At 67.7% G+C, this 14,083-nt stretch carries 14 protein-coding genes; 6 read left to right on the forward strand and 8 right to left on the reverse strand.

Annotated elements, in window-relative coordinates:
- Genes AU072_RS25180 through AU072_RS25200 form a run of 5 tightly spaced genes read right to left on the reverse strand, consistent with a single transcriptional unit; the run spans position 1 to position 5,382 of the window.
- Positions 1 to 1,254, reverse strand: a complete 1,254-nt coding sequence (locus AU072_RS25180; RefSeq protein ID WP_064416269.1) for a cysteine desulfurase — start codon at positions 1,252 to 1,254, stop codon at positions 1 to 3.
- Between the two features lie 2 nt (positions 1,255 to 1,256).
- Positions 1,257 to 2,027 carry a Fe-S cluster assembly ATPase SufC gene (gene sufC, locus AU072_RS25185; RefSeq protein ID WP_064416270.1) on the reverse strand — a complete coding sequence of 257 codons (771 nt, stop codon included), beginning with the start codon at positions 2,025 to 2,027 and terminating at the stop codon, positions 1,257 to 1,259.
- Complete coding sequence (gene sufD, locus AU072_RS25190; RefSeq protein WP_064416271.1) at positions 2,024 to 3,220, reverse strand: Fe-S cluster assembly protein SufD; 1,197 nt, start codon at positions 3,218 to 3,220, stop codon at positions 2,024 to 2,026. Before sufD ends, sufC begins: the two co-directional genes overlap by 4 nt.
- Positions 3,221 to 4,666, reverse strand: a complete 1,446-nt coding sequence (gene sufB / locus AU072_RS25195) for a Fe-S cluster assembly protein SufB (protein ID WP_064416272.1) — start codon at positions 4,664 to 4,666, stop codon at positions 3,221 to 3,223.
- Positions 4,663 to 5,382, reverse strand: a complete 720-nt coding sequence (locus tag AU072_RS25200) for a helix-turn-helix transcriptional regulator (protein WP_064416273.1) — start codon at positions 5,380 to 5,382, stop codon at positions 4,663 to 4,665. The genes sufB and AU072_RS25200 overlap by 4 nt, the downstream gene beginning before the upstream one ends.
- Positions 5,383 to 5,473: 91 nt before the next feature.
- Between AU072_RS25200 and mptB the strand changes: the two genes are divergently transcribed.
- The 3 genes from mptB to AU072_RS25215 are packed head-to-tail and all read left to right on the forward strand — an operon-like array spanning position 5,474 to position 8,876.
- Positions 5,474 to 7,159: a polyprenol phosphomannose-dependent alpha 1,6 mannosyltransferase MptB gene (gene mptB / locus AU072_RS25205; RefSeq protein ID WP_064416324.1), complete on the forward strand. Its 1,686-nt coding sequence runs from the start codon at positions 5,474 to 5,476 to the stop codon at positions 7,157 to 7,159.
- 35 nt (positions 7,160 to 7,194) lie between these two features.
- Complete coding sequence (locus tag AU072_RS25210; RefSeq protein ID WP_064416325.1) at positions 7,195 to 8,103, forward strand: ABC transporter ATP-binding protein; 909 nt, start codon at positions 7,195 to 7,197, stop codon at positions 8,101 to 8,103.
- Positions 8,103 to 8,876 (forward strand): ABC transporter permease, encoded by a 774-nt coding sequence (locus AU072_RS25215; RefSeq protein ID WP_064416274.1) that lies wholly within the window; start codon positions 8,103 to 8,105, stop codon positions 8,874 to 8,876. Before AU072_RS25210 ends, AU072_RS25215 begins: the two co-directional genes overlap by 1 nt.
- On the opposite strand, the gene AU072_RS28375 is transcribed toward AU072_RS25215, so the two are convergent.
- Positions 8,790 to 9,473, reverse strand: coding sequence for a hypothetical protein (locus AU072_RS28375; RefSeq protein ID WP_064416275.1), 684 nt, complete (start codon positions 9,471 to 9,473; stop codon positions 8,790 to 8,792). The genes AU072_RS25215 and AU072_RS28375 overlap by 87 nt on opposite strands.
- Positions 9,474 to 9,566: 93 nt before the next feature.
- On the opposite strand from AU072_RS28375, the gene AU072_RS25225 reads away from it, so the two are divergent.
- Both AU072_RS25225 and AU072_RS25230 read left to right on the forward strand, forming a co-directional pair.
- The gene (locus AU072_RS25225) at positions 9,567 to 10,136 is read left to right on the forward strand and encodes a TetR/AcrR family transcriptional regulator (RefSeq protein ID WP_064416276.1); all 570 of its coding nucleotides are present in this window, start codon (positions 9,567 to 9,569) and stop codon (positions 10,134 to 10,136) included.
- A gap of 52 nt (positions 10,137 to 10,188) precedes the next feature.
- Complete coding sequence (locus AU072_RS25230; protein WP_174523816.1) at positions 10,189 to 11,139, forward strand: COX15/CtaA family protein; 951 nt, start codon at positions 10,189 to 10,191, stop codon at positions 11,137 to 11,139.
- Here the strand turns inward: AU072_RS25230 and AU072_RS25235 are convergent.
- The gene (locus AU072_RS25235) at positions 11,089 to 12,030 is read right to left on the reverse strand and encodes an ATP-grasp domain-containing protein (protein WP_064416277.1); all 942 of its coding nucleotides are present in this window, start codon (positions 12,028 to 12,030) and stop codon (positions 11,089 to 11,091) included. The genes AU072_RS25230 and AU072_RS25235 overlap by 51 nt on opposite strands.
- Positions 12,031 to 12,059: 29 nt before the next feature.
- Here AU072_RS25235 and AU072_RS25240 point away from each other — a divergent pair, with 29 nt between their 5' ends.
- Positions 12,060 to 13,031, forward strand: a complete 972-nt coding sequence (locus AU072_RS25240) for a quinone oxidoreductase family protein (RefSeq protein ID WP_064416278.1) — start codon at positions 12,060 to 12,062, stop codon at positions 13,029 to 13,031.
- 9 nt (positions 13,032 to 13,040) lie between these two features.
- Here AU072_RS25240 and AU072_RS25245 read toward each other — a convergent pair whose 3' ends face one another.
- Positions 13,041 to 13,994, reverse strand: coding sequence for a heme o synthase (locus AU072_RS25245; protein WP_064416279.1), 954 nt, complete (start codon positions 13,992 to 13,994; stop codon positions 13,041 to 13,043).
- Between the last annotated feature and the right edge of the window lie 89 nt (positions 13,995 to 14,083).

The following is a 14,083-nucleotide window of genomic DNA, read 5'->3' on the forward strand; positions in this document are numbered from 1 at the left end:
TCAGTCCCTGCCGAAGAATTCCACGGCCCGGCGCACACCAGCCACCAACCGGTCGACCTCGTCGATAGTGTTGTACACCGCGAACGACGCCCGCGCGGTCGCGGCGATCCCGAACCGCCGATGCAGCGGCCACGCGCAGTGATGGCCGACACGCACCGCCACGCCCTCGTCGTCGAGCACCTGGCCGACATCGTGCGCATGAACTCCGTCGACCACGAAACTGACCGGCGACGCCCGGTTCTCCAGCGAGGTCGGGCCGATGATGCGTACGCCGTCGATTGCGGACAGTCCCTTCAGCGCGGCGGCCACGAGCTCGGCTTCGTGCGCTTCGACGGCGCTCATCCCGATCTCGCGCAGGTAGCGCGCGGCGGCGGCCAAACCGACCACTTGCGACGTCACCGGCGTTCCCGCCTCGAAGCGCTGCGGCGCAGGCGCGTACGTCGTCTCCTCCATCGTGACGGTCTCGATCATCGAGCCGCCGGTCAGAAACGGTGGCATCGCATTCATCAGCGCAGAGCGTCCGTACAGCACGCCGATCCCCGTCGGCCCCAACATCTTGTGCCCGGAGAACGCGGCATAGTCCACGCCGAGCGCATGCAGATCGACAGGCTGATGCGGCACCGACTGGCAGGCGTCGAGCAGGGTCAGCGCGCCGACGGCCTTGGCCCGCGTGACCAACTCGTCGACCGGCGCCAATGCGCCGGTGACATTCGAATGATGGCTGAACGCAACGATTTTCACACGCTCATCGAGCTGCAGCGAATCCAGGTCGATGCGGCCGTCCTCGGTGACGCCGTACCACTTGAGCGTCGCTCCCGTCCGGCGCGCCAACTCCTGCCACGGAACCAGGTTGGCGTGGTGTTCGAGTTCGGTCGTCACGATCACGTCGCCGGGCCCGACGCCGTGGTCGAACCGCTTGTCTCCCATCGCGTACGAGACCAGGTTGATCGCCTCGGTCGCATTCTTGGTGAACACCAACTCATCGGGATCGGCGCCGACGAACGCCGCGATGTCCGCCCGGCCGTCCTCGTAGGCGTCGGTCGCCTCCTCCATCAACTGGTGCGCGCCGCGGTGCACCGCGCCGTTGGAGGTCACGAGGAACTCGCGCTCGGCGTCGAGGACCTGCACCGGCCGTTGCGAGGTCGCCCCGGAATCGAGATACGCCAACGTGTTTCCGCCGCGCATCTGCTTCTTCAGGATCGGGAAGTCCGCGCGGATGGCGGTCAGATCCAGCGGGCGAACGGTGGCGGTCATGGCTACGCCTCCGCGGCAGCCGTCTGCGCGAAGCGGACGTAGCCCTTCTCCTCGAGCTCGTCAGCGAGCTCGGGACCACCGGAAGTGACGATGCGGCCGTCGACGAAGACGTGGACGAACTGCGGCTGGATGTAGCGCAGGATTCGTGTGTAGTGGGTGATCAACAGCACGCCGCCGTTCTCGGTCTCGGCGTAGCGGTTGACGCCCTCGCTGACCACCCGCAGCGCGTCGACGTCCAGGCCGGAGTCGGTCTCGTCGAGGATCGCGATCTTCGGCTTGAGCAGGGCCAGCTGCAGGATCTCGTGGCGCTTCTTCTCGCCACCCGAGAACCCCTCGTTCACACTGCGTTCGGAGAACGAGGGGTCGATCTCGAGGTCGCCCATCGCGGACTTGACCTCTTTGACCCAGTGCCGCAGCTTCGGGGCCTCACCGCGCACCGCCGTCGCCGCCGTGCGCAGGAAGTTCGACATCGAGACTCCCGGCACCTCGACCGGATATTGCATCGCGAGAAACAGGCCGGCGCGGGCTCGCTCGTCGATGCTCATCTGGAGCACGTCCTGCCCGTCGAGCGTGATCGAACCGGACGTCACCGTGTACTTGGGGTGCCCGGCGATCGCGTAGGAAAGCGTGGATTTGCCCGAGCCGTTCGGCCCCATCACCGCGTGGGTCTCCCCCGATTTCACGGTCAGGTCGACGCCCTTGAGGATCGGGATCTCGGTCTGCTCAGGGGTTTGCACCGAGACGTGCAGGTTCTTGACTTCAAGTGTGGTCATGATTGGGTTGTTCTCGATTCCGTGATCGCTAGTTCTCGTTCGATTGCTTCGGTGAGGCGCTCGCGGACCGCGGGCACGGCGATCTTGGCGATGATCTCGTTGAAGAAGCCGCGCACCACCAAACGCCGCGCCTGATCCTCGGGGATGCCGCGGGCCCGCAGATAGAACAACTGCTCGTCGTCGAAACGCCCGGTGGCACTGGCATGTCCGGCGCCGATGATCTCGCCCGTCTCGATCTCGAGGTTCGGCACCGAGTCCGCCCGAGCGCCGTCGGTGAGCAGCAGGTTGCGGTTCACCTCGAAGGTGTCGGTGCCGGTGGCCTCCGCGCGGATCAACACGTCGCCGACCCACACGGTGTGCGCATCGGGCCGGTTGGATGCCGGATCACCTTGCAGCGCACCCTTGTACAGCACATCGGATTTGCAGTTCGGATGGGCGTGGTCGACCAGTAGCCGCGACTCGAAGTGCTGGCCGTCGTCGGCGAAGTAGGTGCCGAGCATCTTGGCGTCGCCGCCGGGTCCGGTGAACCGCACCGTGGCCGTCGTTCGCACCACGTCCCCGCCGAGCGTCACGTTCACGTGGCCGAGCACGGCATCCTTGCCGAGGCGGGCGTGATGTGCGCTGACGTGAACGGTGTCGTCGGCCCAGTCGGCGATCCAGATCACCCCGAGGCCTGCCGAATCGCCGACGATGATCTCGACGTTGTCGGCGTAGGTCCCGCTGCCACGCAAGTCCACGACGACGATCGCGCGCGAAAGCTCCTCGACGCGGATCTGCAGATGCCCGTAGGCCACCGCGCCCTCGCCGGGGCCGTCGATGTCGATCTCGATCGGTTCGGCGACCTCGGTGTCACGGCCGACCGTGACGATGGTGGCGGTGTCGAACGACGAATACGCCTGTGCGGCAACTCGGTCGGCGGGCACACCGCCCTGGCCGAGCCGCTCGTCATCGCGACCGACCGTCTCGACGGTGACACCGGGGCACTCCCTCACGGTGATGCGTGCGCTGTCGGTGGCGACGGCGGAACCGTCGTGCAGGCCGCGCAGGCGCTTCAACGGCGTGAACCGCCAGATCTCGTCGCGGCCGCCGGGCACCTCGAAGGCGTTCACGTCGAAGGACGTGAAGATCTCGCCCTTGTTGAGTGCCGACCCGGCTGGTGTCCCTTCGACCGCTGTCTGCAGAGGGGAACTCACTTAGCCCACAGCCCCTTCCATCTGCAGCTCGATCAGCCGGTTGAGCTCCAGCGCGTACTCCATCGGAAGCTCCTTGGCGATCGGCTCGACGAAGCCGCGCACCACCATCGCCATCGCCTCGTCCTCGGTCAGGCCGCGGCTCATCAGATAGAACAGCTGATCCTCGCTGACCTTGGACACGGTGGCCTCGTGGCCCATCGTCACGTCGTCCTCACGGATGTCGACGTAGGGGTAGGTGTCGGAGCGGCTGATCGTATCGACAAGCAGCGCATCGCATTTCACGCTCGACCGCGATCCGTGGGCACCCTTGTTGACCTGGACCAGGCCGCGGTAGGAGGCCCGACCGCCGCCGCGGGCGACCGACTTGGACACGATGTTGCTCGACGTGTTGGGCGCCAGGTGCAGCATCTTGGCGCCGGTGTCCTGATGCTGCCCCTCGCCGGCGAACGCCACCGAGAGCACCTCACCGCGAGCGTGCTCACCGGTCATCCACACCGCGGGGTACTTCATGGTGACCTTGGAGCCGATGTTGCCGTCGACCCACTCCATCGTCGCGCCGGCCTCGGCCCGGGCCCGCTTGGTGACCAGGTTGTAGACGTTGCTCGACCAGTTCTGGATGGTCGTGTAGCGGCAGCGCCCGCCGGACTTGACGATGATCTCCACGACCGCGGAGTGCAACGAGTCGCTCTTGTAGATGGGCGCGGTGCAGCCCTCGACGTAGTGCACGTAGGCACCCTCGTCGACGATGATCAGCGTGCGCTCGAACTGGCCCATGTTCTCGGTGTTGATCCGGAAGTAGGCCTGCAGCGGAATGTCGACGTGCACACCGGGCGGGACGTAGATGAACGAACCACCCGACCAGACCGCCGTGTTCAGCGCGGAGAACTTGTTGTCGCCGGCTGGGATCACGGTGCCGAAGTACTGCTTGAAGATCTCCGGATGCTCGCGCAGCGCGGTGTCCGTGTCGAGGAAGATGACGCCCTGCGCCTCCAGGTCCTCGCGGATCTGGTGGTAGACCACCTCGGACTCGTACTGCGCCGCGACACCGGAGACCAGGCGCTGCTTCTCCGCCTCCGGGATGCCCAGCTTGTCGTAGGTGTTGCGGATGTCCTCGGGCAGGTCGTCCCACGTGGCCGCCTGCTTCTCGGTGGACCGCACGAAGTACTTGATGTTGTCGAAGTCGATGCCCTCGAGGTTGGAACCCCAGTTCGGCATCGGCTTCTTCTCGAAGGTGCGCAGCGCCTTCAGCCGGATGTCGAGCATCCACTGCGGCTCGTCCTTCTTGCCGGAGATGTCGCGAACCACCGCCTCGGACAACCCGCGCTGTGCGCTGGCGCCCGCGACGTCGGAGTCCACCCAGCCGTAGCCGTACCGGCTCAGCGAGGCGATCGCCTCATCCTGGCTGAGCGGTTCGCCTACCTTGTGGACCTCAGGTGTCGTCGTCATCTCGACGCTCCTTGCTTGCTAGTGGGGGCTGTTGGGGCTGAAGCACTGATCTTTTCGACCAGAGGTACGTGCGTTGTGCAGGCGCAGTCGCCGTTGACGATGGTGGCGAGCCTCTGCACGTGGGTTCCCAGAATCTCCGCGAAAGCCTCACGCTCGGTCTCGCACAACTCGGGGAACTCCTCCGCGACGTGTGAGACCGGACAGTGATGCTGACACAGCTGGATTCCGTGGATTGATCCAGGCGCCGGTGTCACCGAAGTCACACTGGTCGCGTAGCCGGCCTTGGTCAGCGCGTCGGCCACCCGGTCGGCTTTGGATACAACGTCATCGGGGCCCTTGGTTACTCCCGCGAGGATCCCGTCGATACGGCGCCGCGCGAACGTCCGCACGGCGTCATCGCCGCCGATCTCGCGTAGCTGACGAATGGCCGCCGCGGCCAGGTCGTCGTAGGCGTGGCCGAGCTTGGCGCGACCCGCCGCGGTGAGCCGGTACCGTTTCGCGGGCCTGCCGCGGCCGGTGTGCTGCCAGGCCGCCGCCGCGCTGGCCTGCGCGTCGCCGGCCTCGATCAATGCGTCGAGGTGGCGACGCACGCCCGCAGCGGAGATTCCGAGCTGTTCGCCGATCTCACCGGCGGTGATCGGTCCGGATTCGAGCAGCAATTGCACGATCGCACCACGCGTGTGGCGATCGGCTCCTGCCTCCGGACTGAATTTCACAACACTATTGTGACGGAATTCGGAAACCGCTGTAAAGCAAGGGCACCCTTAGCGGGACGGCAGCCATGACGTGGACGGTTACGCTGCTGAGGTGGCAGCCCGCCTCCCGTCGTTCAGCTCGTCGATCGCCCGTTGGCACGCCGACGAACGCCCGGTGGGCTCGCCGCTCAATGATGCCGAGGTCATCGCGCTGCGCCGGACACGGCTGTTCGGCGCGGCCGGCACCGTCCTGATGGCGATCGGTGCGCTCGGCGTCGGGGCCAGGCCGGTCGTGCAGGACCCGACGTTCGGTGTGCGGTTGCTCAACCTGCCCTCGCGCATCCAGACCGTGAGCCTGACCATGACCACCACCGGCGCGGTGATGATGGCGCTGGCCTGGCTGATGCTCGGGCGGTTCGCTCTCGGCGACCGACGCATGTCGCGCAGCCAACTCGACCGGCTGTTGTGGCTGTGGGTGCTGCCACTGCTCATCGCCCCGCCGATGTACAGCCGCGACGTCTACTCCTATCTGGCGCAGAGCGAGATCGGCGTCAAAGGCCTCGACCCGTATCGAGTCGGCCCGGCCACCGGGCTGGGCCTGGACCACGTGTTCACGCTCTCGGTGCCGAACATGTGGCGCGAGACACCCGCGCCGTACGGGCCGCTCTTCCTGTGGATCGGTCAGGGTATCTCGGCGCTGACGGGTGAGAACATCGTCGCCGCGGTGCTGTGCCACCGATTGGTCGTGCTGCTCGGCGTGGGCCTGATCGTCTGGGCGACCCCCCGCCTGGCCCGGCGCTGCGGCGTCGCCGAGGTGAGCGCGCTGTGGCTGGGCGCCGCCAATCCGCTGCTGATCATGCATCTGGTCGGGGGTATCCACAACGAGGCGCTGATGCTGGGCCTCATGCTTGCCGGCACCGAGTTCGCGCTGCGCGGTGTCGACGCCGCCGCGCCGCTGCTGCCCAGACCACTGTCCTGGCCGCAGGGACGTGAGCAGTGGGCGCGCTGGTGGCCGCTGACGATGCTGCTGGTCGGCGTCGTGCTGATCACGCTGTCCTCGCAGGTCAAATTGCCGTCGCTGCTGGCGCTGGGTTTCGTCGCGATGGCGCTGGCCTGTCGATGGGGCGGCACAGTCAAGGCGTTCTTCCTGGCCGGCGGATCGTTGACCGCGGTGTCGGTGGTGGTGATGGCGCTGATCGGGTGGGCCAGCGGCCTGGGGTTCGGCTGGCTGAACACGCTGGGCACCGCCAACGTGGTGCGCAGCTGGATGTCGCTGCCCACCCTGCTGGCCCTGGGCACCGGTCAGGTCGGCATCCTGCTGGGGCTCGGCGACCACACCACGGCGGTGCTGGGACTCACGCGTGCGATCGGCGTGTTCATCATCGCGATCCTGGTGACCTGGCTGTTGCTGCTCGTTCTGCGGGGACGCCTGCATCCGGTGGGCGGGCTCGGCGTCGCGCTGGGGGTGACGGTGCTGCTGTTTCCGGTCGTCCAGCCCTGGTACGTGCTGTGGGCCGTCCTGCCCCTCGCGGCGTGGGCCACCCGGCCGGCATTCCGCAGCACCACGATCGTGGTGACGCTGGCCGTCGGCATCTTCGGCCCCACCGCCAACGGCGATCGCTTCACGGTTTTCCAGATTCTTCTCGCTACCGCGGCGAGCACCGTGATCGTTGCCGCGCTGTTTCTGCTCACCTACAACCGGTTGCCCTGGCGCAGCGTGGCCAGCCCGCCGCACGAACAACCGCCACCACCGCCACCACAGCCCGCGCGGCCCGACGCTTACGCTGAGTCCCCGTGACCCACTCTGGATCCGGGGCTTCGCCCCCCGTGCCCGTGCGCCTCAGCGGGGTCACGAAGCGCTACGGGTCGACCGTCGCGGTGTCCGAACTCGACCTGCAGGTGCAGGCCGCCGAGGTGTTCGCGCTGCTCGGACCCAACGGCGCCGGGAAGACCACCACCGTCGAGATGTGCGAGGGCTTCATCCGGCCCGACTCCGGCACCATCGAGATCCTCGGCCTCGACCCGTTCGGCGACAACGCCCGGTTGCGTGAGCGCATCGGCGTGATGCTGCAGGGCGGCGGCGGCTACCCGGCGGCCCGCGCCGGCGAGATGCTCAACCTGGTGGCGTCCTACGCGGCCAACCCGCTCGATCCGGCATGGCTGATGGACACTCTGGGGCTGACCGAGGCGGCGCGCACGACCTACCGCAGGCTGTCCGGTGGCCAGCAGCAGCGGCTGGCGCTGGCCTGCGCGGTGGTCGGCCGTCCGGAGCTGGTCTTTCTCGACGAGCCGACCGCGGGGATGGACGCGCATGCGCGAATAGTGGTGTGGGAGTTGATCGATGCGCTGCGCCGCGACGGCGTGACCGTCGTGCTGACCACCCATCAGCTCACCGAGGCCGAGGAGCTGGCCGACCGCATCATGATCATCGACCACGGCGTCCCGGTGGCCACCGGTTCGCCCGAGGAGCTGATGCGCAGCGGCGCCGAGAACCAGCTGCGGTTCCGCGCCCCGCGCATGCTCGACCTGTCGCTGCTGGTTTCCGCACTGCCCGAGACTTACCAGGCAACCGAGACCGCGCCGGGCGAATACCTCGTCGAGGGCGCAATCAACCCCCAGGTCTTGGCGACGGTGACGGCGTGGTGCGCGCGTCTCGATGTGCTGGCCACCGATATGCGCGTCGAACAGCGAAGCCTCGAGGACGTGTTCCTCGACCTGACCGGGCGGGAGTTGCGGCCGTAATGACGAATCGCTTTGCGCCGGGCACCTTCACACCCGATCCGGGGCCGGCCTCGGTGCAGAAGATGCTCGCCGCGCAGTTCGGCCTGGAGGTGCGGCTGCTGCTGCGCAACGGCGAACAGCTCCTGTTGACGATGTTCATTCCGATCACGTTGCTGGTGGGCTTGACGCTGCTGCCGCTGGGGTCGTTCGGGCCGAACCGGGCGGCGACGTTCGTACCCGCCATCATGGCGCTGGCCGTGATCTCCACCGCGTTCACCGGGCAGGCGATCGCCGTGGCATTCGACCGCCGCTATGGGGCGCTCAAACGCCTTGGCGCCACGGCCCTTCCGGTGTGGGGCATCATCGCGGGCAAATCGCTGGCGGTGGTCGCGGTGGTATTCCTGCAGGCGATCGTGTTGGGCACCATCGGGGTTGCCCTCGGCTGGCGACCGCATCTGGCGGGGCTCGCGCTCGGCGCAGCGGTGATCGCCTTGGGCACAGCGGGTTTCGCGGCGCTGGGGCTGCTGCTCGGTGGCACCCTACGCGCCGAGATCGTCTTGGCGCTGGCGAACTTGCTCTGGTTCGTGTTCGCGGGGCTCGGCGCGCTGACGCTCGAGGGCGGCATGGTGCCCTCCGCCGCGCAGTGGGTGGCCCGGTTGACGCCGTCCGGTGCCCTCACCGAAGCACTGACCCAGGCGATGACGTTGTCAGTGGACTGGTTCGGCCTTCTGGTGCTCGCGGTCTGGGGCGCCGTCGCCGCACTGTGCGCGCTGCGCTGGTTCCGCTTCACCTGAGCGCAGCTGCGGCAGCAGATATTCGAGCTGTCCGACCTCTTCGATGTTGTGCTTCACCCAGGCGCGCAACTTGTGGTCCGGGAACCGTCGGCGCACGATCCTGTTCACGGGCGTGAGCAGCGGTGAGCGCGCGCCGAGATCCATCACCGTCACGTAGTGGGCGCCGTCGGCACCCGCAGACCAGGTGTGCTCCAACTGGAAGATCGGAATCCCCGCAACGCGTTTGACCAGTCGGATGCCGGTCTCGTCGAGCTTTTCGACCCTTGCGATCTCGTCGATCTTGTATTCGGGTCGCCCACCGAACGCCTCGACCATGCGGAATCGCGCGCCATCGGCCGCACCACCTCCCGGTGCCGGACGGGCCAACGCCCAGTGGATGTGATCGATCGGGTGCCAGGCGAGATAGCGGTCGATGACCTCTCCCCCGTACGCCATCGTTTCGCCGAGGTGCGTGAACCAGTCGAGGAGCATCGCCGGGGTTACTTCCGCGAGCGGCCGGTGGTCGATGGTGATGCGGCGCCTGCCATGGCGATGGTCGAGATAGTGCACGGTCGCGGTGTCGACGCAGCGCAGCGGATAAAGCACCGGGCGAGCCATGGGATCCTCCTAAGATACGGATGCGTTTCTTATAGCCCGACGGTAAGCTTCCGCGTTAAGATACGCAAGCGTTTCTTCTCGAAGGAGTGGCGGATGGCGCGTCGGCGCGGCCAAGAACTCGACGCCGCGATCCGTGACGCGGCGCTCGATCTGCTCGCCCGGGTCGGACCGGCCGGTGTCACGATGGAGGCCGTCGCCGCGGCGGCCGCAACGAGCAAACCCGTGCTCTACCGTCGCTGGCCCGACGCCACCGCCCTGCTCCGAGACACGCTGCTCAGCATCGCGACCGAGGCCATTCCGCACGAGGACACGGGGAGTTACCGCGGCGACATGCTCGCCGTATTGCGCGGATGGGCCGCGCTGTTCACCGGCCCTCGGGCGCCGCTGATCCGCGCCGCGATCGCGGCCGGCTCCCACGACCCAGACCTCACCGAGGCCTTCCGCAACGGCGTCATCGGCTGGCGCAAAGAGGAGATGGCCGCGTTGTTGGCGCGTGGTGTTGCCCGCGGCGACGTGCGCGCCGACGTTCCCGTTGAGATCGCCCGCGAGTTGGGGCAGAGCGTGCTGTGGCATCGACTGCTGATCACCGGCGACCGCATCGACGACGATCTGGTCGTGCAACTGGTCGACGAGGTCCTGGTTCCGTTCGTGTCGCCCCGGTAACCGGCTCACCCGCTACTACGGCGTGTAGTTGCGCTGCTCTACCATCGGAACCGTGCGACGCGCCTTTCTGCGGCTGGTCGATCTGCTGCCGCTGCCCAGCCTGCGGACCCAGCGCGTCATCGCCTTCCTGGTCATCCTGACCCAGGGCGGGATCTCGGTGACGGGCGCGATCGTCCGCGTCACCGCGTCCGGGCTGGGCTGCCCGACCTGGCCGCAGTGCTTCCCGGGCAGTTTCACACCGGTGCCTGTCGCGGAGGTTCCGGTGGTGCACCAGGCGGTCGAATTCGGCAACCGCATGGTCACCTTCCTCGTCGTGCTCACCGCCGCGGCGGCCGTGCTGGCCGTGACGCGGGCCCGCCGCCGCCGCGAGGTGCTCGTATACGCATGGCTGATGCCGGTGTCGACGGTGGTTCAGGCGGTGATCGGCGGCATCACGGTGTTGACCGGGCTGCTGTGGTGGACGGTCGCGATCCACCTGCTGGTCTCGATGACCATGGTCTGGCTCGCTGTGCTGTTGTTCGTCAAGATCGGCGAGCCCGACGACGGAGTGCCGATCCGACGCGTGCCCGAACCGTTGCGGCAACTGACGTTTCTCACCGGAGTCGCGCTGGCTGCGGTGCTCGTGACCGGCACGTTGGTGACGGGCGCAGGCCCACATGCCGGGGACAAGAGCATCGAGGCGCCGGTGCCGCGGTTGCAGGTGGAGATCGTGACGCTGGTGCAGGTGCACGCGACGCTACTGGTGGCGTACCTGTCTTTGTTGGTGGCGCTGGTGTTCGCGTTGCGAGCCGTGGCCGCACCGCGACATGTCGTGCGGCGACTGGCCGTGCTGCTCGCCCTTGTCGCCGCCCAGGCTCTGGTGGGGCGCGTGCAGTATGCATTGGATGTGCCGGCCGCGTTGGTGGCCGTGCACGTCGCGGGCGCTGCGCTCTGTACCGCCGCGACGGCCGCGCTATGGGCGTCGATGCGAGAGCGGGCCGAGCCCGAACCGGTCGAGCGCTGATTCGACGGCGACGACGAACTCGCGCTGCTGCCGGGACCTGGTGGTTTCGTCCAGCTGCATCCAGCCCAGTGACGGTTCGACGAGCTCGACTTCCAGCACGCGTGGGTCGGAGCGTCCGCCGATGACGTCGACCCGCGCGTAGAGCAACTCATCGACGGACAGGTCCAGGTGCGCGGCCGCCGCCGCCAGCGCATGGTGCCCGATGTCCCAGACCTCGAAATCGGGGTCGGCGGGGCCGAGGGACTCCTTGGCGTAGGTACCCGACTCGTCGAACGAAGGCGCCTCGCCGGGCCGCTGCAGGATCGGGCCCTTCGCGAAGGCATGCGACTGCGCGCCGCCGATGAACACCAACGCGGTCTCCCCGTCTTCGATGCGCGGGTCATAGGGCTGGATCACCACGGTCCGACCGGCGGCCATCAGTCGGGCCGCATGCCGCCGCGCATCCTCACGATTCGAAAACCGAAGGGTGTCAACCGATCCCACGCCAACGGCGGGTTTGACCACGACTTCGCGGCTGTTCGGCAGCGCAACCGCGTCACCGGGGGCGAAGAATCGGCTCGGGACCGTCGGCACTCCCGCTGCCGCCAGGTCGGCCAGGTAGCGCTTGTCGGTGTTCCAGGGCACCACCCGGGCCGGGTTGAGCAGGTTGCGGACCCGCCGCGTCCAGGACAGGAATTCGTCGAGGCGATCGATGTAGTCCCACGTCGCCCGCAGGATCACCAGATCCGCCGTCACGGTCGCCGGGTCGTCCCACGACATCCAGCGCGCGTGTAACCCACGCTTACCCAGCGCCGCGACCAGGCCGGCGTCGTCGCCGTCCCCTTCCGGCAGTGCCGGGCATCCGGCCAACACGATGCGTGGATGGAACACGTCGGGCCGCGCGAGCTTCACGAGTGCCAGGATATTGGCACGATGGAGCCATGCATGCCATCGAAGTCGCAGAGACCGGCGGACCCGAAGTCCTCACCTACGTCGAGAAGCCAGAGCCCACGCCGGGCCCCGGGGAGGTGCTCATCAAGGCCGAGGCCATCGGCGTGAACTTCCTCGACACGTACTTCCGGTCCGGCCAGTACCCCCGGGAGACGCCGTTCATCGTCGGCAACGAGGTGTGCGGCACCGTGGCGGCGATCGGTGAAGACGTCGCCGCGCTGAAGGTCGGTGATCGGGTCGTCACCGCTCAGGCCAACGGGGCTTACGCCGAATACAGCGTCGCCCCAGCCGATTTCGTTGCCTATGTACCGGAAGGCGTGGCCCCCGATGCGGCCGCCGCATCCCTGCTCAAGGGCATGACGGCGCACTACCTGATCAAGTCGCTGTATCCGGTGCAACAGGGCGACTCGGTGCTTGTGCATGCGGGTGCGGGCGGCGTCGGGCTCATCCTCACCCAGTGGGCGACCAGCATGGCGGTACGCGTCATCACCACCGTCTCGACGCCGGAGAAGGCCGAGCTGTCGCGTCAGGCCGGTGCGGTGCGAGTGCTGGACTATCCGACCGACCCGGCCGCCTTCGGCGCCGAGATCAAGGAGATGACCGACGGTGGTGTCGCGGCCGTGTACGACGGGGTGGGGGCCGCCACCTTCGAAGCCAGCCTGGCCAGCCTGCGGGTGCGGGGCACGCTGGCGTTGTTCGGGGCCTCGAGCGGGCCGGTGCCGCCGTTCGACCCGCAGCTGCTCAATGCGGCGGGCTCGCTGTTCCTCACCCGGCCGACGCTCGTGCACTACACCCGCACCGCCGACGAATTCGCGTGGCGTGCCGGTGAACTTCTCGATGCGATCGCGTCGGGCACGCTGACGATCACGGTCAGCGAGCGCTATCGTCTCGCCGATGCCGAGCAGGCGCACCGCGACCTGCAGGGCCGCAAGACCGTCGGTTCGGTGGTGCTGGTGCCCTAGCGGGGCGGGCTACAGCAGCGTGGGCAGCGCCAGGACGGAGTCGACCGCGAGGGCCAGGAACACGACGGCGAGATAGTTGTTCGACTGCAGGAACAGGCGCAGCGGCTTGACCGCCTCGCCGCGACGCACTCCGTTGTAGAGCTGGTGCGCCATCACCAGGAACCATCCGCCGGCCAGCAGCGCAACCGCCGCGTACAGCCAGCCGGTGACGGGCGTCAGCGCGAGCGTCGCGGCCACCGTCAGATACGTGTAGATCAGGATCTGCTTGGTGACCTGACGTTCGGTGGCGACCGCGGGAAGCATCGGGACGCCCGCGGCGCGGTAGTCCTCCTTGTAGCGCATCGCCAGCGCCCAGGTGTGCGGCGGAGTCCAGAAGAAGATGATCGCGAACATGACCACTGCGGGCCAGGCGATCGTCCCGGTGACCGCGGACCAGCCGATCATCACCGGCATGCAGCCGGCCGCCCCACCCCACACCACGTTCTGCGAGGTGCGGCGCTTGAGCAACAGCGTGTAGACGAGTACGTAGAACGCGATCGTCGCGCCGGCGAGATGGGCCGACAGCATGTTCGTCGTCCACCACAGCCAGAAGAACGACGCGACGGACAGGGCCAGCCCGAAGATCAGCGCGTGACTGCGCGGAACCGTGGCACGCGCCAGCGGCCTGCGCTCGGTGCGCTTCATCATCTTGTCGATGTCGGCGTCGGCCACGCAGTTCAGTGCGTTGGCGCCTGCCGCGGCCAGCAGTCCGCCGAACAGGGTGTTCAGGATCAGCAGCGGATCGACCGTGCCCCGGCTCGCCAACAGCATGGCCGGGATGGTGGTGACCAGAAGCAGTTCGATGACCCGCGGCTTGGTCAGCGAGACGTAGCCGAGAAGCGTGTCGCGGATTCGCGTCCGGAACCGCCCCCGCGGCGACATCGAATCCCCGTCGACGAGGTGATGACCGTCGCGAACTCTCACGCAGTTGCTCCTGTCGAAATGGTCCCAGCGCGCGGGCGTCTACTACAGACGATGGTAGACCGCACGACAACGCCGTCCTAATCCTGCCC

The sequence above is a fragment of the Mycolicibacterium novocastrense genome (genome assembly GCF_001499835.1).
Lineage (GTDB): Bacteria > Actinomycetota > Actinomycetes > Mycobacteriales > Mycobacteriaceae > Mycobacterium > Mycobacterium novocastrense.

Coding starts and splice junctions, on each gene's coding strand:
- AU072_RS25180 (WP_064416269.1), bottom strand. CDS start 1,254: ATGACCGCCACCGTTCGCCCGCTGGATCTGACCGCCATCCGCGCGGAC.
- sufC (WP_064416270.1), bottom strand. CDS start 2,027: ATGACCACACTTGAAGTCAAGAACCTGCACGTCTCGGTGCAAACCCCT.
- sufB (WP_064416272.1), bottom strand. CDS start 4,666: ATGACGACGACACCTGAGGTCCACAAGGTAGGCGAACCGCTCAGCCAG.
- AU072_RS25215 (WP_064416274.1), top strand. CDS start 8,103: ATGACGAATCGCTTTGCGCCGGGCACCTTCACACCCGATCCGGGGCCG.
- AU072_RS28375 (WP_064416275.1), bottom strand. CDS start 9,473: ATGGCTCGCCCGGTGCTTTATCCGCTGCGCTGCGTCGACACCGCGACC.
- AU072_RS25225 (WP_064416276.1), top strand. CDS start 9,567: ATGGCGCGTCGGCGCGGCCAAGAACTCGACGCCGCGATCCGTGACGCG.
- AU072_RS25240 (WP_064416278.1), top strand. CDS start 12,060: ATGCATGCCATCGAAGTCGCAGAGACCGGCGGACCCGAAGTCCTCACC.